The following is a 19,458-nucleotide window of genomic DNA, read 5'->3' as shown; positions in this document are numbered from 1 at the left end:
CCGCTGCCGCATCGGATCCCTTCACGGGCGCGACCCTGCCGACCGCGCCGCAACGATCGGCCACCGGCGCGCGAGGCGCGGCCGGTGGTCCGTGTTCGAGGCGCCGTGAGGCGCCGTCATCCGATCAGGTGATCGAGCCGATCACGCCCTCGACGAGGTAGCTCGTCTGCTCGAGCTTCACGTCGTAGTTGTCGATCGACTGGCCGGCGGCGAGGACTTCCTTGCCCTTGTTGTCCTTGAGCGGACCGACGACGTAGGGCTTGTTCGCCTTGAGGTCGGCGATCGCGGCCGTCGCGGCCTTGCGGGCCGGCTCGGTCGCCGCGGCGCCGAACGGGGTGTTCTGCACGTAGTCCTTGTCGAAGCCGCCGCGGACGTAGTTCGGGAGCTTCTCGCCCTTGGCGATGAGGCCGGCGAAATCCTTGTAGATCGTCTCCCACTTGTACTCGGCACCGGTGAGGAAGCCCTTGGGCGCCAGCGGAGCCTGGGAGGCGTTGTGGCCGCAGCTCATCAGGCCGCGGCGCTCGGCCGTCTCGACGACGACCTTCGGGCTGTCGACGTGGCAGGTGATGACATCGCAGCCGGCGTCGGCGAGCGCGTTGGTCGCCTCGGCCTCGCGCACCGGCAGCGACCACTCGCCGGTGAAGATCACCTGCACGGTCGCGTTCGGGTTGGCCTTGCGGGCTCCCATCAGGAACGAGTTGATGTTCAGCAGCACGGTCGGGATCGGCTTGGCGGCGACGAAGCCGAGCTTGCCGGTCTTCGACACGGTCCCGGCGACGATGCCGTCGACGTAGTGGCCCTGGTTGAGGTACGCGAAGTAGGACCCCGCGTTCATCGGGTGCTTCTCCTTGGTCCAGAGGCCGGCGGCGTGCCGGAACTCGACCTTCGGGTACTTCTTGGCCATCTCGATCATGTGGGGGTCGAAGTAGCCGAACGAGGTCGCGAAGATCAGGTTCGCGCCGTCGAGGTTGATCATCGACTCCATGGTCTTCTGGACGGCGACCGTCTCGGGGACGTTCTCCTCCTCGATGACCTTCACGCCCGGCACGGCCTTCAGCGCCTTCGCCGCGACCGCGTGCGCCTGGTTCCAGCCGAAGTCGTCGCGCGGGCCGACGTAGATGATGCCGATGGTGGGGGCGGCGGCGAAGGCGCGGACGGGCAGGCCGGCGACGCCGACGGCGCCCGCCGCGGCGGCCGACTTGAGCAGGCTGCGACGATCGATCTGGAAGGACATGCGACCCTCTCCCTGGGTTGGCCCGCGGCATCCACGTTGATGCCGCGCTATGGGCTTCGGCAGCAGGGAGGCAATGGCTGTGCCAAGTTCCGCTCCAAGTCCCGCTCCAAGTCCCGCTCCATTGGGCCGACGTGCCTGCGAGTTCACGGATGGCGCGGACGGCGGTCGCCGTGGCGTCGTCCCGATGCGACCGGCCCCGCCTGCTGCTTGGCGATCGAGCGGGCAATGGCGAAAATCTGTGCAGCGTTGCTCCAGATTATACAGTTCGCATCAGGACCTGCGGTGAGCGTAGGTCGCATCCAGCCGCTCCCGCAGGTAATCGGCACCGGCGATGGGCGGATAGCGGGTAGGACGGTCCGGTCCCATGCACCCGGGAAGGGCCGACACGATCGCATCGGGGTTGGGATCGAGGAAGAAGGCGATGGAGAGTCGTTCGCGCGGCGCCCGGTGCACGACCCGGTGCGGCGTCGAGACGTAGACGTCGTTCGTCCAGCGCATCAGGCAGTCGCCAATGTTGACGACAAAGGCACCCGGCACGGACGGCGGCGCGATCCAGCTGCCGTCGCGGGCCTGCACCTCGAGGCCGCCGCTGTCGTCGGTCAGGAGCAGGGTGAGGTTTCCGTAGTCGGTGTGGACGCCGGCGCCGATGGCGCCAGATGGCGCCTGCGGCGGTGCCGGCGGGTAGCGCAGCAAGCGCAGGGTGGCGAGGGGACGGTCGAGCTTGTCGGCGAACCACGTCCGCGGCAGCCCGAGATCGACCGCGATCGGCTCGTGAAGCGCCACGCCGAGGCGCCAGACGGCGTCGAAATAGGCGAGGGCGGCCTCGCGCCATCCGGGCAGGTCCGGCCAGACGTTGAGCCCGCGGAAGGGGCGGCCGGCGGTGATGTCCGGATGATCGGCCGGCAGGTCGAGGCCGATGTTGAAGGCTTCCTTGAGATCGGCCGGCTTCGATGGGTCGAGAGCCTCGCCGCCGAGGCGCACCCAGCCGCGGTTGTTCCCGGCCTTCTCGATGGAGAGGCGCTCCTTCTCGGCCAACGGGAGTTCGAAGAGCTGCCTCGACGCGTCGAACATCTGCCTCTGCAGGGTGTCCGCCACTCCGTGGCCGGTGACGAGAAAGAACCCGATGCCTCGCGCCGCGTCCCCGATTGCGGCCGCCGTCGTCTCGAGGGCATCCGGCGCCCCTGCCCGCAGGGCCCAGAGGTCGATGACGGGTATCGTGGCGGACGCGTCGGGCATGGCTCAGGCTCCGGTCGGATCTTCGGTGGACGGCTCCTGCCGCGTCTCAGCGGCGAGGTGGTCCGGCCGTTGCATCACGCGGGCCAACCGGATCGGATCCGGAGGCCGCGGACGCGCCGCCGGCCGCAGCGCAGGAGACGTTCATGCCCAGGGCTTCACTCGATCTCGCCGGCCTCTCAGCCGCCTACGCGGCCGGACTCGACCCGGTCGACCTGGTGCGGGACGTCTATCGCCGGATTGCGGAGGCCGACGACCCGGGCATCTTCATCACCCTCGTCCCGGAGGAGACCGCGGCGGCGGCGGCGCGGGCCCTCGATCCGGCGGGCCGCGGCCGACTGCCCCTGTGGGGTGTTCCCTTCGCGGTGAAGGACAACATCGACGTCGCCGGAGTGCCGACGACGGCGGCCTGCCCGGACTTCGCCTCTGTTCCCGCGCGCTCGGCCCCCGTCGTCGAGCGGTTGCTGGCGTCCGGCGCGATCCTGATCGGCAAGACCAACCTCGACCAGTTCGCCACGGGGCTCGTCGGCGTTCGCTCGCCTTATCCCGTTCCCCGCAACGCGTTCGATCCCGCCGTCGTCCCGGGCGGGTCGTCTTCCGGGTCGGCGGTCGCCGTGGCCCGCGGCCTCGTATCCTTTTCGCTCGGCACGGATACCGCCGGCTCGGGGCGGGTGCCCGCGGCGCTCAACAATCTCGTCGGCCTCAAGCCCTCGCTGGGCCTGCTGCCGACGCGCGGGGTCGTGCCGGCCTGCCGCACCCTCGACTGCGTGTCCGTGTTCGCGCTCACAGTGGATGATGCCGCAACGGCGGCGGCGGTGATGGCGGGCCCGGATGCGGAGGACCCGTTCTCTCGTCCCGGCCCCGCCCCGCGCGTCGGAGCCTCGTCGCCTGCGCCGGTCCTCGGGATCCCGCGGGACGAAGACCTCTTCTTCGACGGCGACGCCGCGTCGGCGCTGGCGTGGCAGGCGGCGCTCGACGCGGCCCGCGGCCTCGGTGCCCGGTTCGTCATCGTCGACCTGCGTCCGTTCCTCGAGACGGCTCGACTGCTCTACGAGGGCGCCTACGTGGCGGAGCGCTACGCCGCGATCCGGTCCTTCCTCGAGGAGCGGCCGGGGAGCGTTCACCCGGTGACCCGCGCGATCATCGAGGGCGCGCGCCGCTTCTCCGCCGCTGACGCGTTCGACGCGCGCTATCGGCTGGCGGAAATGGCGCGCGTCACGGCCCCTGTTTGGTCCGGCATCGACGCGCTGCTGGTGCCGTCGATCCCGCGGCCGATGACGGTGGCGGAACTGGAGGCAGACCCGCTGGGGCCGAATGCACGCCTCGGCACCTACACGAATTTCGTCAACCTGCTCGACCTCTGTGCGCTGGCCGTGCCCGGCCCGTTCCGGATCGACGGCTTCCCGGCGGGGACCACCCTGATTGCCCCACGCGGCCGGGACGGTGCGCTCGCGACGCTCGGTGCAGACCTGCACGCCGCGGCCGCCACCCCGCTTGGGGCCACCGGCTGGCCACAGCCGCCGCGCGCGCCGGGCGAGGACCGGGCGCTCCCTGGCGAGATCGAGCTGTGCGTGGTCGGGGCCCATCTTTCCGGCATGCCGCTCAATCACGAGTTGCGCAGCCTCGACGCCCGCTTCCTTCGCGCCGCGTCGACGGAGCCTTCCTACGCGCTCTACGCGCTTCCGGGCGGCCCGCCGCGCAAGCCGGGCCTCGTGCGCGTGGCGACGGGCGCCGGCGCCGCCATCGCGACGGAGGTCTGGGCGCTGTCGCCAGATGCGTTCGGGCGCTTCGTGGCGGCGATCCCGCCGCCGCTCGGCATCGGCACGCTGCTCCTCGCCGACGGCACGCGCCCCAAGGGCTTCCTCGTCGAACCGCTGGCGGTCGAGGGCGCGCAGGACGTGTCCGCACATGGCGGATGGAGGGCCTACGTCGCCTCCCTCGGCTGAGATTCGACAGGCTCCCGGGCGACAGGCCGCCGCAGGCTGGGCAGGGCTGATGCGCGCGCCGCGCCACTGGCCAAGCGCGACGAATGCGCTAAAGTCCGCGTCCAAAGACAGCGAATGTCGGCTCGGGAGGCCGGAGGATGGCGGTGAGTGGCGCGATGCCTGACGTCGAGAACCTTGGAATCGACGACATCCGGTCCGGGCTCGCGAATGGCAGCATCCTCCTCGTCGACGTGAGAGAGCCCAACGAGTGGGAGGCGGGCCACATCCCCGGCTCCGTGCTCATGCCGCTGTCGGTCTTCGATCCCCACGAGATTCCGCCTGCCAACGGCCGGCGCATCGTCCTGTCGTGCCGGTCGGGCAAGCGGTCGCTCACGGCGGCCGGCATCGCCCATGAGGCGGGCATCCCCATCGATGCCCACTACGCCGGCGGCTTCCTCGACTGGGTGAGCCACGGCGCTCCCGTCGAGACGGGCTCGTAGCATCTCGTTCCGGCCGTCGGCACAGCCGTCGGCTCCCCTTCTTCGGTTTCCGCACGTCCATCGAGGTCCACACCATGTCCGTGAAGAAATTCGGTATCGGCCAGCCCCTGCGCCGCGTCGAGGACCAGCGCCTCCTCACCGGCGGCGGCCGCTACACCGACGACTACACGCCCGAGCGCTGCCTGCACGCGGTGGTGCTGCGCAGCCCGCACGCCCATGCGCGGTTCAAGTTCACGGACCTCGACACCGCCCGCGGCATGAAGGGCGTGAAGCTCATCCTCACCCATGCCGACCTCGCGCATCTCGGCGACGTGCCGTGCCTCGCGCCGCTGCCCAACGGCGACGGCTCGCAGGGCCACGTCGCGCACATCCCGGTGCTGGCCAAGGGCGTCGCCAAGCACGTCGGCGACGCCGTGGCGTTCGTCGTGGCGGACACGCCGCAGCGGGCCCGGGACGCGGCCGAGGCGATCGGCATCGACTACGAGACGCTGCCGGCCGCGGTCGACATGAAGAAGGCGCTGCGCAAGGGATCGGCCGCGGTCTGGTCGCAGCAGCCCGACAACGTCGCCTACGACACCTCGATGGGCGACAAGAAGAAGGTCGACGCGATCTTCAAGGCGGCCGACAAGGTCGTGAAGATCGACATCGAGAACAACCGGCTCATCACCAACTACATGGAGACGCGCGGCTGCGTGGCCGAGTACTTCGGCGCGTCGAAGGGCTGGAAGCTGTCGATCTCCAGCCAGGGCGTGCATGGCCTGCGCGACACCATCGCCAACGCGATCCTCAAGGTGAAGCCTTCCAAGGTTCAAGTGGTGACCGGCGACGTCGGCGGCGGCTTCGGCACCAAGTCGTTCATGTACCGCGAGTACCCGCTGTGCGCCGAGGCTGCGCGGCTGACGCGCCGGCCGGTCAAGTGGATCGCCGACCGCGGCGACCACTTCACGTCCGACGCGCAGGGCCGCGACAACTTCGCGGTGGCGGAGGTGGCGATGGACGCCTCCGGCAAGTTCCTCGCCATGCGCTTCGACATCCTGGGCAACCTCGGCGCCTACCTGTCGCAGTTCGGCCCCTACATCCCCTATCTCGGCGCAACGATGATGACGGGGGTCTACAGGACGCCGGAGATCTACGTCCGCGTGCGCGGCGTCTACACCAACACCGTGCCGGTCGACGCCTATCGCGGAGCCGGCCGCCCGGAGGCGGCGTACCTGCTGGAGCGTCTCGTCGACCGCGCGGCGCGCGAGATGGGCATGAAGCCGGAGAGCATCCGCCGGAAGAACTTCATTCCGCCAAAGGCGATGCCCTACACCACGCCGATCGGCGACCGCACGTATGACACGGGCGACTTCAACCAGCACATGACGCGCGCCATGGAGGCCGCCGACTGGGCCGGCTTCAAGGAGCGCCTGCGTGCGGCCCGCAAGGACGGCAAGATCCGTGGCATCGGCCTCGCCACCTACATCGAGTGCACGGCCTGGGGCGACGGCGAGGAGGTCGAGGTGCGGCTCGATGCCGACGGCGGCGTCACCGTGTTCTCCGGCACGCAGTCGAACGGGCAGGGCCACGCGACGGCGTACGCCCAGTTCGCCGCGACACACCTCGACCTTCCGCTCGACCGCATCCGCGTCGTGCAGGGTGACACGGCGCAGGTGAAGACCGGCCACGGCACCGGCGGCTCGCGCTCCATCCCGGTGGGCGGCGTGTCGGTCTACCTTGCCTCCGAGAACCTCTCCGAGAAGCTGAAGCAGCTCGCCTCGCAGAAGCTCGAGGCCTCGGTCGCCGACCTGGAGATCGCCGACGGCGCCGTGCGCGTCGCGGGCACCGACAAGCGGATCACCTTCGCCGACATCGCCAAGCTCCCGGCGGCGACGCCGGAGGCGACGACGGGGCAGGGGGACTTCACGCCGCCGAACGCGACCTACCCCAACGGCACCCACGTCGCCGAGGTGGAGATCGATCCGGAGACCGGCGTCACGCGCATCGCGCGGTACACGATCTGCGACGACTTCGGCCTCGCGGTGAACCCGATCCTGCTGGCAGGGCAGGTCCATGGCGGCGTCGTGCAGGGCGTCGGGCAGGCGCTGCTCGAGAAGACCGTCTACGACAGCGATGGCCAGCTGGTGACGGCGAGCTTCATGGACTACTGCATGCCGCGCGCCGACGACGTGCCGTTCTTCCACTTCGAGACGAAGAACGTGCCGTCGACGACCAATCCGCTGGGCATCAAGGGGGCCGGCGAGGCGGGGTCGATCGGCTCATGCCCGGCGGTGATGAACGCGGTGGTCGATGCGCTCGACCGCGCCTACGGCATTCGCGACATCGACATGCCGGCGACGCCCGACCGCGTCTTCGCGGCCATCCGCGCCGCGATGCGCAAGGCCGCCTGAGCCCTTCTCGCAAAGCCGTGATCTGCATTTCTGCAAACACGGCTTTGCGAGGTCGTAGGACCTTGGTCGGGGAATAGACACACCTGGAGATTGGTATTGCTACGTACCCGCGTTATCGACGCCGGGGACCCAAGGCGGTCCAATCAGGGGGAGACCACATGCTTCGTATCGTGCTGGCAGCTGCGTTCGCTGCCACGGCGGCCACCACCGTCCTCGCGCAGTCCGACGTCATCGCGCAGCGCAAGGACCTGATGAAGTCCGTCGGCGGCGCCACCCGCGACCCGGGTGCGATGCTGAAGGGCGAGGCGCCCTTCGACAACGCCAAGGTGCAGGCCGCGCTGGCCAAGTACCAGGAAGCCGCCGCGAAGATGCCGTCGCTCTTCCCCGACAACTCCAAGACGGGCGGCGAGACCTCTGCCGCGCCGAAGGTGTGGGAGGACATGAACGGCTTCAAGGCGGCCTTCGAGAAGTTCGGCGCCGAGGCGAAGGCAGCCGCGGCTGCGATCAAGGACGAGGCGTCGTTCAAGGCGAACTTCCCGAACGTCATGAAGAACTGCGGCAGCTGCCACGAGACGTATCGCGTCAAGAAGAGCTGAGGACGGTTCGAGACCCGTCACGGGACCCGGGCGCGAGCCCGGGTCTTTTTCTTTGGGCGGGCGGAGGGCCGCATGCGGCCGCGCAACCGGTTGCATGTCCCTTTGGCGCGGGTGCGGGGTGACGCCGACGCCCCGGCTGCTATCCTCGCCGCGTCGCTTCCGGGAGCTGAGTCTTGAAGAAGATCGTCGTCGTCCTCGGGATCCTCGCCATGCTGGGACTGTCGGGATTCACCGTCCTGACCGCGCCCGCAACGTGGGCGGCGCTCTACAGCGAAGAACCGGCTGATCCCTCTCCGCAGCGCAACCTCGAGAACGGCAAGGCGCTCTTTGCTGCGGGCGGCTGCGCCTCCTGCCACGCCACACCGGGCCAGGACGACAAGACGAAGCTTGGCGGCGGATTGCCGATGCACTCCCCCTTCGGCGTCTTCTACGTCCCCAACATCTCGCCGGACCCGAAGGACGGGATCGGCGCGTGGAGCACGGCGGACTTCATCCGGGCGATGAAGCAGGGCGTGTCGCCGGACGGCCGGCACTACTACCCGGCCTTTCCCTACACGTCCTACCAGCGCATGTCGGTGAACGACCTCGCCGACCTGCAGGCCTACATGAAGACGCTGCCGGCCGTGCAGGGGAAGGTGCGGGACCACGACGTGCCGTTCCCGTTCTCGATGCGGCGGGGGCTGGGGTTGTGGAAGCTCGCCTTCGTGGACGGAAAGGGCTTCAAGCCCGATCCGACGAAGAGCGCGAGCTGGAATCGCGGGGCCTATCTCGTGGAGGGCCCCGGCCACTGCGCCGAGTGTCATTCTCCGCGCACGCTCGCCGGCAACATCCCCGCCGACAAGCGGTTCGCGGGCGGGCCGAACCCTGAGGGCGACGGCTTCGTCCCCAACATCACCCCCCACGAGAGCGGCCTGAAGTCGTGGTCTCAGGCGGAGATCGCGGAACTGCTGAAGACCGGTTTCACGCCGGAGTTCGACTCGGTGGGCGGGACGATGGCGGCCGTCGTGCGCAACACGTCCCAGTTGAGCGATGCCGACCGCGCCGCCATGGCGGAGTACCTGAAGAGCCTGCCGCCGCGCGAAAGCCCGCCGAGGCCGAAGAAGGGCTCGTGAGGCCCTCGCCGGTTCGGCGGCCGCGCGTCAGTCCATCACCGCGGCCTTGAGGATGCAGACCATGGTGGCGTGCGCCGGCTCGTCGCCGACGTTGCGGACGATGTGGGCCCGGTCGCAGCGGTAGCGCAGCGTCTCGCCGGCGCGGGCGCGCTGCGTGACGCCGGCCACCTCGACCTCGAACTCGCCCGACATCACGGAAAGGCATTCGATGGAGCCGCGCTGGTGGGCGTCGGACTCCAGCACGCCGCCGGGCTCGGCGTGCACGTCGTACCACTGGAGCCAGTCCACCGTCTTGATCCAGCCGAAGATCGCCAGGCGCACCTTCCCGTCGTCGGAGAACAGGACAGGCGTGTCGCCCTTCGTCGTCTTCTCGATGAAAGGCTCCTCGTCGCCGGCCGAGAGGACCCGCTCGATGGAGACGTCGAGGGCCTGCGACAGGCGCCAGATCGTCGCCAGCGTCGGGTTGGTCTCGTTGCGCTCGATCTGCGAGATGATCGACTTGGCGACGCCGCTCTGCTCGGCGAGTTCAGACAGCGACAGGTTGTAGGCCTTGCGGAGGCGCTGGACGGTCTTGCCCAGCTGCCCGGACAGGGCATGGGCACCCATGTCCATCGTCTTGGTCCGCTCGCGCCCTTCGACACCCATCATCGTCCCCCATGAAGAACCGGATCGTTCCGATAAAACGAACGCTGCGGTTATAGCGCGGGGGGTGCGGCGACGCGAGCGCGATCTCCGCCGCTGCGTTCACGGGCTCGGGGGTGGCTGCGTGCGCCGTGCCTTCCGGACCGCCTTGCCCTCGTTGTAGATGACGATCAGGCCGGCAGCGATGACGATCAGGGCTCCGAGCAGCACGAGCCTGTGGGGGACTTCGCCGAAGGCAATGTAGCCGAGGACCGTCGCCCAGATCAGCGTCATGTAGTCGAAGGGTGCGATGGCCGAGATGGGCGCGAAGCGATAGCTCGACGTGAGCAGGATCTGCCCGATGCCGCCGAGGATGCCGGCCACGACGAGCATCGCCAGCTGGGTGCCGTCCACGGGGGCCCATGCGAAGACCGCGGTGGCGAGGCCGACGAGCGAGGCCGTGGTCGAGAAGTAGAAGACGATCGCTGCCGTCCGCTCTGTCTGGGCGAGCTTGCGCACCTCCAGCGTGGCGACCGCGGAGAGCGTCGCGGAGGCGAGCCCGATCAGCGCCCCCTTCGCCTCCGCGAGGCCCGCCGCGGCGTGGCCGCCGAGCCCAAGGTAGGGCAGCAGCATTACGACCATGCCGGCGAACCCGAGGACGAGGGCCGCCCAGCGATAGCCGCGCACCGCCTCGCCGAGCACGATGGCCGCCAGGAGGGTGGTCACGATGGGCGTGACGTAGCCGATGGCTGTGGCGTCGGGAAGCGGCAGGTAGGACAGCGCCCAGAAGCCGCAGTACATCCCGGCCGTGCTGGCCACGCAGCGCCGGAGCTGGCCCACGAGGTCGCGGGTGCGCACGGCATCGGCAATCTGACCCTGCCAGCCTAGCCAGAGCATCAGCGGGATCAGGGCGAAGAACGAGCGGAAGAACACCAGCTGCCCGGTCGGGATGCTGTCCGTCAGCGCCTTGATGAGCGCGCCCATCACCGAGAAGGCGATGGTGGCCAGGACCTTGAGGGAGATGCCGAGAAGGGTGTTCATCGGGGGCGAGCGGGCAGGGCTCCCCGGGGCCGAGCACCCCGGGAGGGGGTGCCCGATGAGGATCACGGGACGCCGCGCAGGCCAAACGATATCGCGGATCGGCCGCCCTGCGCCACACGCAGGGCTCCGGTTTCACCCCCGGAGCGAAGCTTCTCGTGCCGAAGCGTCAGGCAACGCCCAGCTTCTTCTGCAGGTTCGTCGAGGACGTCGTGTACTGGAAGAGGAGCTTCTTCTCCGGGTACACGTAGCGGTGCGCCTTCTGGGCGGCGAGGGCGACCTCGTGGAACCCGGACAGGATCAGCTTCAGCTTGCCCGGATAGGTGTTGATGTCGCCGACGGCGAAGATGCCCGGCGTCGAGGTCTCGAACTTCTCCGTGTCGACCGGGACAAGGTTCTCGTGGAGGTTGAGGCCCCAATCGGCGATCGGCCCCAGCTTCATGGTCAGCCCGAAGAAGGGAAGCATCGTATCGCAGGCCACCTCGAAGGTGGCGTTGTCGTTGCCGCGGCAGACGACCGAGGAGAGCCGCCCGTCGGCGCCGTTAAGCGACTGCACCTGGCCGATGCGCAGGTCCATCTTGCCCTCGGCGACGAGGCTGCGCATCTGCTCGACGCTGTGGGGAGCGGCGCGGAAATCGTCGCGGCGGTGCATCAGCGTCACGCGGCGGGCGATCGGCTGCAGGTTCAGCGTCCAGTCGAGCGCGGAGTCACCCCCGCCGACGATGAGGATCGAACGGTCGCGGAACGTCTCCATCTTCCGCACTGCATAGAAGACCGAGTGCTCCTCGTAGAGTTCGATCCCCGTGATCGGCGGCTTCTTCGGCTGGAACGATCCGCCGCCGGCCGCGATCATCACGCACTTGCAGTCGAACACCGTGTCGGCGTCGGTCGTGACCCGGAAACGCGGCGCCTCCGGCGTGCCGGTCGCCTCGAGGGTCGCGACCATCTGGTTGAGATGGAACGTCGGGCCAAAGGGCTCGATCTGCTTCATCAGGTTGTCGACCAGACCCTGGCCGGTGACGATCGGGAACCCCGGGATGTCGTAGATCGGCTTCTCCGGGTAGAGTTCGGCGCACTGTCCGCCCACCTTCGGCAGGATGTCGACGAGGTGCGCCTTGATGTCGAGCAGCCCGAGTTCGAACACGGCGAACAGGCCGACGGGCCCCGCCCCGATGATGACGACGTCGGTGGAGATCGTTTCGGTCATGGTCCCGTTCCGTCACGCCGGCGCCGGCGGCGTCGAGGCGTTCCTTAAATCAACACGCGCTGGCGTGGAAACAAAATATTCCACGCGATGAGATGGGTTTTCAGGCCTGCCGCTCGGGCGTGCGCACCACGAGGCCGTCGAGTTCCGGGCGAACCTTGATCTGGCAGGAGAGGCGGGAATTCGGGCGCACGTCGAAGGCGAAGTCGAGCATGTCCTCTTCCATGGAGGCAGGCTCGCCGACGGCCTCGCGCCAGGCCTCGTCCACGTAGACATGGCAGGTCGCGCAGGCGCAGGCGCCGCCGCACTCCGCCTCGATGCCGGGGACGGCGTTGCGCACGGCGTTCTCCATGACCGTCGAGCCGTTCTCGGCCTCGACCGTCCGCGCCGTCCCGTGGACGTCGATGAAGGTGATCTTGGGCATCCGGTCATCCGAAGCAGTCGCGGCGGGGCCGCGAGGTGGACACTGAATCCTCCCCGCGGCGGCAAAATGCCAGCCGGAGGCGGACGCCCTATCTAGTCCAGCCGCTGCCGGTTGGCGAGGCCCTGTTCCGCTAGAGGCCCAGCGACGTGTTGCCGTCGAGTTCGGCGGCGATGGCGGCCCTCGCTTCCGCGACGCTGGCGTGGAGGGCGACGATCAAGGGAAGCGCCTGCGTCTCGTCTGTCCCCGGCGGAAGATCCTCGACCGCAGCGGCCGCGGCGGCCACGCGGGTGGCCCCGACGGCCCGGGCCGAGCCCTTGAGGAGATGGGCCACCTGGATGCGCTCGTCGCTGTTCCGGCTCTCGCGCAGCCGCCGCATCACCTGGGCGGACTGCTCGAGGAACATGGCGAGGACGTCACGCGCCACGTCGGCGTCGTGCATCGTCTGGGCGGCGAGATGGCCGCGGTCCAGCACCGGCAGGGATCGGCGAGCCTGGCCGTCGGGTCCGTCGAGCTCAGGCCGGCGATCCGCAAAATCGTACAACGCGCTACCCCTTCACCCTGCGGCAGGCAGGCCGCCGCCGTGAAACCACCCATTTACGCATACGGGAGGTGAAATACGGCGTGAACATGATCGTGACGTTTTTGCGCGAGAGTCTTTCGGTCCTGTCTCCATGGGGCCGACGGCGGCGTCGCCGGACGCACGCAGTGGTTCGATGGTGAACAAGCCGTTAACGACGTTTGCTAACTCTCACAGCCCGCGGGTTTCCAAGCGGAACACCCAAGTCTACACTGACTTTTGGTTAATCAGATCCCGTCAGGATCGATAAACCACCGCCCGAGGCCTCCGGGACGGCGCACCGCGACCCTGCGGAGCCCCGGCCCGGCGAGCGGTTTCAGTAAGCGCGTATCCATACGAGGCGACGATGGCGACCCAACCGAAGATCACCGACCCGACCGAGGCGGCCCTGTCGGCGATCCAGGAAGCGCTCAACCTCACTGAGGAGGCTCGTCAGGGCCCGCCGAAATCGGATACCGCCCCTCCCGCCGCGCCCGAGACCAGCGCGGCGGCTGAGGCGCCGGCCGCGCCCGCCCGCCTGCCCGACGTCGAGGAGGCGGGCTTCGGCGAGGTTCGGCTGGAGAAGCCGCGCGACCGTGCGCGCCCGGGCCGCGAGCCGCAGCCCGATCCCCGCCGTCCGGCCCCGGGCCGCGCCGCCAACGATGACCGCCGCGCGGTCGGCGAGATCCTGCAGGCGCTGTCGGTGCGCCCGTCGCGCACGCCCTACGTCCTGGCCACGCTCGGCTCCCTGCTGTGGCTCGGAGCTCTGGCCGTCTATGCGAACGTGCGCTGGGGCGTCACCTACAACCCCGGCGAGCCGATCGCGCCGCTGCTGATGACGCCGGAGGCGGGGCTCGTCGGCTTTGCCGCGCTGGCGCCGATCGTCGTGCTGTTCGTGCTCGCGTCACTCTATACACGCGCGCAGGAGATGCGCGCCGTGGCCCGGTCGATGACGCAGGTCGCCCTACGCCTCGCCGAGCCGGAGACCGCCGGCACCGACGGCTTCGTCAGCCTCTCGCAGGCCATCCGCCGCGAGGTCGCCGCCATGGGCGACGGCATCGAGCGGGCCCTGGCGCGCGCCGGCGAACTGGAGACCCTCGTCCATTCGGAGATCGCGACGCTCGAGCGCGCTTATGGCGAGAACGAAATCCGCATCCGCGCGTTGATCGACGAACTCGTCACCCAGCGCGAAGCGATCCTGGCGAACGCCGAACGCGTGCGTTCCGCCATCAGCGGTTCCCACGAGAGCCTGCGCGACGACCTCGCCTCCGCCTCGGCCCGCATCGCGGACGCCGTCGGACAGGCCGGGGAGCGCGTGACCGCGACCCTCGGCGAGAAGGCCGAGGAAATCACCGGGGCGCTGACCCGCACCGGCGACCAGATGATCGACGGGATCACGCTGCGCGGCGGCGAACTGATCACGCGCCTCACCACGACCAGCGAGGACGTCAACAGCCGCCTCGGCGTCGCCACCACCACCGTCACCGAGACGCTCGGCGGCAAGGCGCGAGAGATCACCGAACTGCTTACCCGCACAGGCGCGAGCCTCGCCGAGGAGATCGCCAGCAAGGGCGCCGAGGTGGGCGCCACGCTGGAGAAGACCAGCGAGATCCTCACCGCCAACCTCAGCGAGGGTTCGGAGCGCGTCACGCGCGTCATCGCCGAGACCGGCGCGGGTGTCGCCGAGGCCATCGCCTCGCGCGCCATGGAGGTCAACGCCACCCTCAAGGCGACGGGCGAGTCCCTGGCGACCGACCTCGGCGAGCGGGGCTCGGAGGTGTCGCGGCGCATCGAGGAGACGGGCCAGCGCATCGCCGAGACGATCAGCACGCGCGGCGAAAACCTCGCTGCTCGCCTCGCCGAGACCGGAGACCGGCTGCAGGTCTCGCTCACCGACCAGCAGAAGACCCTCGAGGGCAACCTCTCCGGCATCGGGGAGCACATCGCCGCCATCATCGGCGAGCGGATCGACGGCGCCCGCGCGAGCATCGAGGAGGGGGCCCACGCCGCCGTCTCGGCGCTCGGCCTGCACAGCGCGGAAGCGACGGCCACCTTCGAGCGCACGGCCCGCGGCATCGCGGAGACGCTGTCGGCGCGCACCGGCGAGACGACCGCCGCGTTCGAATCCGCGGCGCGCACCCTGTCCGATGTGCTCGCGGCAAGGACCCACGAGACTTCGTCCTCCTTCGACGCCGCTGCCCGCACGTTGTCGGACGTGCTCGGGGCCAGGACCCACGAGACCTCTGCTTCGTTCGAGGCTGCGGCCCGCACGCTCTCCGACGTGCTCGGCGCGAGGACGCAGGAAGCCTCCGTCTCGTTCGAGGCGGCCGCCCGGTCCCTGTCCGACCTGCTCGGCTCGCGCACCGCGGAGACATCCGCCGCCTTCGAGGCGAGCGCCCGGTCGCTGGCCGATACCCTCGGCATGACGACGGCCCAGAGCCGCGAGGCCATGTCGCGCCACGCCGCGGACATGCAGAGCGGCATCTCCAGCGTCATCAGCGAGGCCATGGCGGCGCTCGCGGCGCAGACCTCAAGCGTCGGCGACGAACTGCGGCGCAACGCCGAGGTGCTGGCGGAAACGGTGGCCGGCCGCGGCCAGGAGGTCGCCTCCACGCTCGCGAACACCCTCTCTGCCTTCCACGAGACCGTCGTCACCCGCGGCGGGCACCTGGAGCGGTCCCTGGCCTCGCGGATGGAGGCGTTCGAGAGCACCGTCATCGGCAAGGGCCAGCAGCTGGAGCAGGCCCTGGGCGAGCGCGTCGGCGGTTTCGAGGTCGCGGTGGAGCGGCAGGCGAGCCGTCTCGACCAGATCCTCGCCCATCGCTCCGACGGCATCAACGCGCTGCTCGGCGACCATGCGAGCCGGCTCGACGGTCTTCTGTCCGAGCGCTCCGGCAGCCTCGCCACGACCCTCGACGGGCGCGTCGCGCGCTTCGAGGAGGCGATCGCGGCCCGTGCCGAGACGCTGGGCAACGTCATCGACGACCGCACCGGTCGCCTGGAGACGGCGATCACGGAGCGCGTCGGCGCCTTCGAGTCGAGCGTCGACCGCAGCACCATCCGCATCGGCGAGGCGCTGGAAGGCGCCATGACCGGCTTCGAGGCGCGTGTGCTCGGCCGCGGCGCCGACCTCACCACGTCGCTCACCAGCCGGCTCGAATCCTTCGAGGAGGCCGTGCTCGGCCGCGGCGGCGACCTCGTCGAGCGCATCACGCTCGGCACCAAGACCTTCACGGAGCTCGTCGAAAACCGGCTCGGACAGGTGGAGAGCCTGCTGGGCGAGGGGGCCGACGGCGTCGCGAACCGCATTGCCGAGCGTTCGCGCGCCGCGGCGGAGCAGGTCGAGCAGACCCTCGGCAGCTTCGAGACCCGCACGCTCAAGTCGACCGAGCAGGTCGCCCGCACGCTGGACGCTATCTTCGTGCGCATCGACCAGGGTCTCGACGCCCGCGCCAAGGGGCTCACCGAAACGCTGGCCAGCCGCACGCTGGAGATCGCCAAGCTGCTGGGCAGCGGCGGAAAGGACATCACGGACGCGCTGGAGGCCAAGGTCGGCGAAGTCGAGCAGTCGATCGGCGCCCGCACCGAGGAACTCGCCCGCATCCTCTCGACCAAGGCCGACGAGATCAACGCGACGCTGGGCAACCAGGCCGTCGCCATCGCCGAAACGCTCGACGGGCGCGTCACCCGGTTCGAGGAGCGCGTCGTCAACCGGCTCGACAGCGTCAGCTCGACGCTCGACGAGCGGGCGCGGGTCCTTGCCGACGCCCTGTCGAGCGGGGCCGGCTCGGTCGCCCACGCGCTGGGCGAGCGCACGGCGGAACTCGCCAGCCTCTTCGACACGCAGGGCGAGGCGATCCGCACGTCGCTCTCCACCGGCACCGCCTCGATCCGCACGTCGCTCGGCGAGCAGGCCGACCGCATCGCCGACCTGCTGCGCCAGACCGACGAGACCCTGCGGCAGTCCCTGTCTGCAGGCACCGAGACCGTGGCCGGGACGCTCTCCCAGCACACCGAGAAGGTCGCTGGCACGCTGTCCGAGCACACGCAGAAGCTCTCGTCACTCGTCGAGACCTCCGCCGCCACGATCGAGCGGACGCTGTCCACCGGCACGAACGCCGTGGCCGCGACCTTCGGCGAGCACACCGATCGCCTCGTCGGCTCGATCGAGGAGCGCGGCGGCCGTCTCGTCCAGCAGATCGTCCGGGAAGGCGCGGCGGCAGCCGAGCGGCTCGAGACCGGCACGGATGCTCTGCGCACCACCTTCGACGCGCATCGTGGCATCTTGGAGCAGCTCGTCGGCGAGCAGGCGCCCCGGATCGCGGAGGAGATCGGCCGGCGCAGCGCAGAGGCCGCGGAGGCGCTCTCGTCCGGCACGCAGAGCGTCACCTCGGCGTTCGGCCACCAGACCGAGCTCCTGCGCCAGATCGTCGAGGAGCGCGGCAACCGCCTGCTCGACTCGATCATTACGTCCGGCCGCGAAGCGGCCGAGCGTCTCTCGGCCGTCGGCGCGGAGACCTCCCGCGGCATCAACGAGGCCGGCGAGGGGATCGCCGCGTCGCTCGAGACGCGGGGCAACGCCATTCTCGACATGCTCCGCGAGCGCGCCGAGGCTCTCACGGGAACGGTCGAGGAATCGGCTGCGACCCTGCGCAACGCAGTGGACGAAGGCACCGCCCTGTCCGTGGCGCGTCTGCTGTCGGCCGGCGACCGGCTCCGCAACGAGCTCGGTGCAAGCCTCGAGCGGGTTGCGGAAACCAACCGCCAGCTGGAGGCGGCCATCGCCGCGGCGGGCGACAACCTGGGCACGCTGGAGCGTGAGCTCGGCGAGCGGATGACCTCGCTGCACGATGCCCTCGGCTCGATCGTCAGCGACACGCGGGCCACGGCCGTGGCGGCGGGCCAGCAGGTCGACGCGCTGCGCACCCTCTCGACGGGCGCCCTGCGCGACGCCGCGAGCCTGTTCCACCGGCTGGAGGAGCAGAGCCGCTCGGTGGCGTCGTCGACGCAGGAGCACACGACGGCGATGCTCGATGCGACGCGCGCTCTCGAGGAGGTCGAGCGGCGGGTGTCCGTCGCTCTCGACAACCGCAAGGAGGGGATGGAGCACATCCTCGGCGCGATCCATGCGCGCACCGAGGATGTCGACGCCATCACGCGCAGCTTCACGACCCTCGTCGAGGATGGGCTGCGGACGGTGGAGGCGCGGACGCGCCAGGTCGTCGGGACCCTCTCGGAGGCCACGGACGCCGCCACTGCCGCGATGGGCGAGCAGTTCGACCTGATGCGCGCCACGACGGGCAAGGAGCGCGAGCGCACGGCTCTCGCCCTGCGCGGTGCCTACGAGCAGCTGATGGGCGACATCAGCCGTGCCATGGGCGACGCGACAGAGCGCTTCCGCGAGACGGCGACCGAGATGCGGACGCTGGCCTCCCAGGTGCAGGCCGAGCTCGACGAGACGCGGGCCGAACTGCGCCGCGGGGTGCTCGACCTGCCGCGCGAGACGCAGGAATCCACGGCGGCCATGCGTCGCGTGGTGGCTGACCAGATCAAGGCGCTGAACGAGCTCGCCGCCCTCGTGCGGCGCTCGGACACGGCTCTGGACGTCGGCATGCGCGTGGAGGCCGAACCGCCCAGGCGGCCCCCGGTCGTCGAACGTCCGGTTCCCGCGGCTCCGGCGCAGCAGCCTGCGGCCCGCATGAGCGAGCCGGTCCGTCAGCCGGCGCCGACGGAAGCCCCGCGCGCCGTGACGGCCAGGCTCACCGCCCGTGTCGAACCGCCGCGCATGGACACGCCCAAGGCCGAGGCTCCGCGAGCCGAGGCGGCCCGTCCGGATGCGGCCCGCCAGGAGACGGTTCGCCAGGAACCGGTTCGCCAGGAGGCTCCGCGCCAGGATCCGCCTCGCGCCGAGCCTCCCCGACCCGAGCCGCCGCGCTCGCCGGCCGCGCCGCGGGTCGAGATGCCCCGGGCTGACATCCCGTCGCCGCTCGCCGTCCCGCGGCCGCGCGCGGCGGACCAGATGCCTCCGGCGACGCCCAAGCCTCCCGCGCAGCCTGCGCCGGCTCCCGCGCCCCGCGCGCCGGAACCGCCCGTCCGCGAGACCTCCGGCACCGCCCGCGGCGGTTGGCTGTCCGAGCTCCTCGCCCGCGCGTCGCGGGACGACGAGGAACCCTCGATGCGCCGCAATCCGGAAGCCCCTGCGCCGCAGGCGCGCCCGGCCGGGCGGCCCGCCCAGCCGCAGGCGCCTGCGCCCGCAAAGCCGGCTTCCGACGCGGCTCAGCGGGCGGCGGATTCGCTCGGTTCGCTCTCCTCCGAGATCGCCGGCATGATCGACCACGAGGCGGCGGTCGACCTCTGGGACCGCTACACGTCCGGAGAGCGCAACGTGTTCAGCCGCAGGCTCTACACGCTGCAGGGGCAGGAGCGCTTCGACGAGTTCCGCCGGCGCTACCGCCGCGATCCCGACTTCCGGGACACGGTCGACGCGTATGTGGAGAAGTTCGAGGAGCTCCTCAGCGAGATCGCGCCCGGTGACCGGGGCTCGGCGCTCGCCAAGTCGGTCCTGACCTCGGACGAGGGCAAGGTCTACACGATCCTGGCCCACGCCAGCGGCAAGTTCGACTGA

Annotated in this window: 13 protein-coding genes; 6 read left to right on the top strand and 7 right to left on the bottom strand. The window is 70.3% G+C overall.

Going from position 1 to position 19,458, the window contains the following annotated elements:
* Positions 1-124: 124 nt before the first annotated feature.
* Positions 125-1,234 (bottom strand): BMP family ABC transporter substrate-binding protein, encoded by a 1,110-nt coding sequence (locus ACX9GQ_RS17990; protein ID WP_459630952.1) that lies wholly within the window; start codon positions 1,232-1,234, stop codon positions 125-127.
* A gap of 270 nt (positions 1,235-1,504) precedes the next feature.
* Positions 1,505-2,470, bottom strand: coding sequence for an isopenicillin N synthase family dioxygenase (locus ACX9GQ_RS17985; RefSeq protein WP_459630951.1), 966 nt, complete (start codon positions 2,468-2,470; stop codon positions 1,505-1,507).
* Between the two features lie 143 nt (positions 2,471-2,613).
* Here ACX9GQ_RS17985 and atzF point away from each other — a divergent pair, with 143 nt between their 5' ends.
* The 5 genes from atzF (at position 2,614) to ACX9GQ_RS17960 (ending at position 8,990) form a co-directional block, all read left to right on the top strand.
* The gene (atzF, locus tag ACX9GQ_RS17980) at positions 2,614-4,413 is read left to right on the top strand and encodes an allophanate hydrolase (RefSeq protein ID WP_459630950.1); all 1,800 of its coding nucleotides are present in this window, start codon (positions 2,614-2,616) and stop codon (positions 4,411-4,413) included.
* Between the two features lie 137 nt (positions 4,414-4,550).
* The gene (locus tag ACX9GQ_RS17975) at positions 4,551-4,892 is read left to right on the top strand and encodes a rhodanese-like domain-containing protein (protein ID WP_459630949.1); all 342 of its coding nucleotides are present in this window, start codon (positions 4,551-4,553) and stop codon (positions 4,890-4,892) included.
* A gap of 74 nt (positions 4,893-4,966) precedes the next feature.
* Positions 4,967-7,282 carry a xanthine dehydrogenase family protein molybdopterin-binding subunit gene (locus ACX9GQ_RS17970; RefSeq protein WP_459630948.1) on the top strand — a complete coding sequence of 772 codons (2,316 nt, stop codon included), beginning with the start codon at positions 4,967-4,969 and terminating at the stop codon, positions 7,280-7,282.
* Positions 7,283-7,440: 158 nt separating this feature from the next.
* Positions 7,441-7,878 carry a c-type cytochrome gene (locus tag ACX9GQ_RS17965; RefSeq protein ID WP_459630947.1) on the top strand — a complete coding sequence of 146 codons (438 nt, stop codon included), beginning with the start codon at positions 7,441-7,443 and terminating at the stop codon, positions 7,876-7,878.
* 173 nt (positions 7,879-8,051) lie between these two features.
* On the top strand, positions 8,052-8,990 hold the full coding sequence (locus tag ACX9GQ_RS17960) for a c-type cytochrome (protein ID WP_459630946.1): 939 nt from the start codon (positions 8,052-8,054) through the stop codon (positions 8,988-8,990).
* Between the two features lie 27 nt (positions 8,991-9,017).
* On the opposite strand, the gene ACX9GQ_RS17955 is transcribed toward ACX9GQ_RS17960, so the two are convergent.
* From ACX9GQ_RS17955 to ACX9GQ_RS17935, 5 genes are all read right to left on the bottom strand, one after another.
* Positions 9,018-9,635 (bottom strand): helix-turn-helix domain-containing protein, encoded by a 618-nt coding sequence (locus ACX9GQ_RS17955; protein ID WP_459631022.1) that lies wholly within the window; start codon positions 9,633-9,635, stop codon positions 9,018-9,020.
* A gap of 99 nt (positions 9,636-9,734) precedes the next feature.
* Positions 9,735-10,652 (bottom strand): DMT family transporter, encoded by a 918-nt coding sequence (locus ACX9GQ_RS17950; RefSeq protein WP_459630945.1) that lies wholly within the window; start codon positions 10,650-10,652, stop codon positions 9,735-9,737.
* Between the two features lie 166 nt (positions 10,653-10,818).
* Complete coding sequence (locus ACX9GQ_RS17945; RefSeq protein WP_459630944.1) at positions 10,819-11,856, bottom strand: NAD(P)/FAD-dependent oxidoreductase; 1,038 nt, start codon at positions 11,854-11,856, stop codon at positions 10,819-10,821.
* A gap of 100 nt (positions 11,857-11,956) precedes the next feature.
* Positions 11,957-12,277 (bottom strand): 2Fe-2S iron-sulfur cluster-binding protein, encoded by a 321-nt coding sequence (locus ACX9GQ_RS17940; protein WP_459630943.1) that lies wholly within the window; start codon positions 12,275-12,277, stop codon positions 11,957-11,959.
* Positions 12,278-12,407: 130 nt separating this feature from the next.
* Complete coding sequence (locus ACX9GQ_RS17935) at positions 12,408-12,818, bottom strand: Hpt domain-containing protein (protein WP_459630942.1); 411 nt, start codon at positions 12,816-12,818, stop codon at positions 12,408-12,410.
* Between the two features lie 382 nt (positions 12,819-13,200).
* On the opposite strand from ACX9GQ_RS17935, the gene ACX9GQ_RS17930 reads away from it, so the two are divergent.
* Positions 13,201-19,458 (top strand): apolipoprotein A-IV repeat region-like domain-containing protein, encoded by a 6,258-nt coding sequence (locus ACX9GQ_RS17930; protein ID WP_459630941.1) that lies wholly within the window; start codon positions 13,201-13,203, stop codon positions 19,456-19,458.

The organism is Alsobacter sp. R-9 (assembly GCF_054612375.1).
This window is presented reverse-complemented; position numbering and strand designations above follow the sequence as displayed.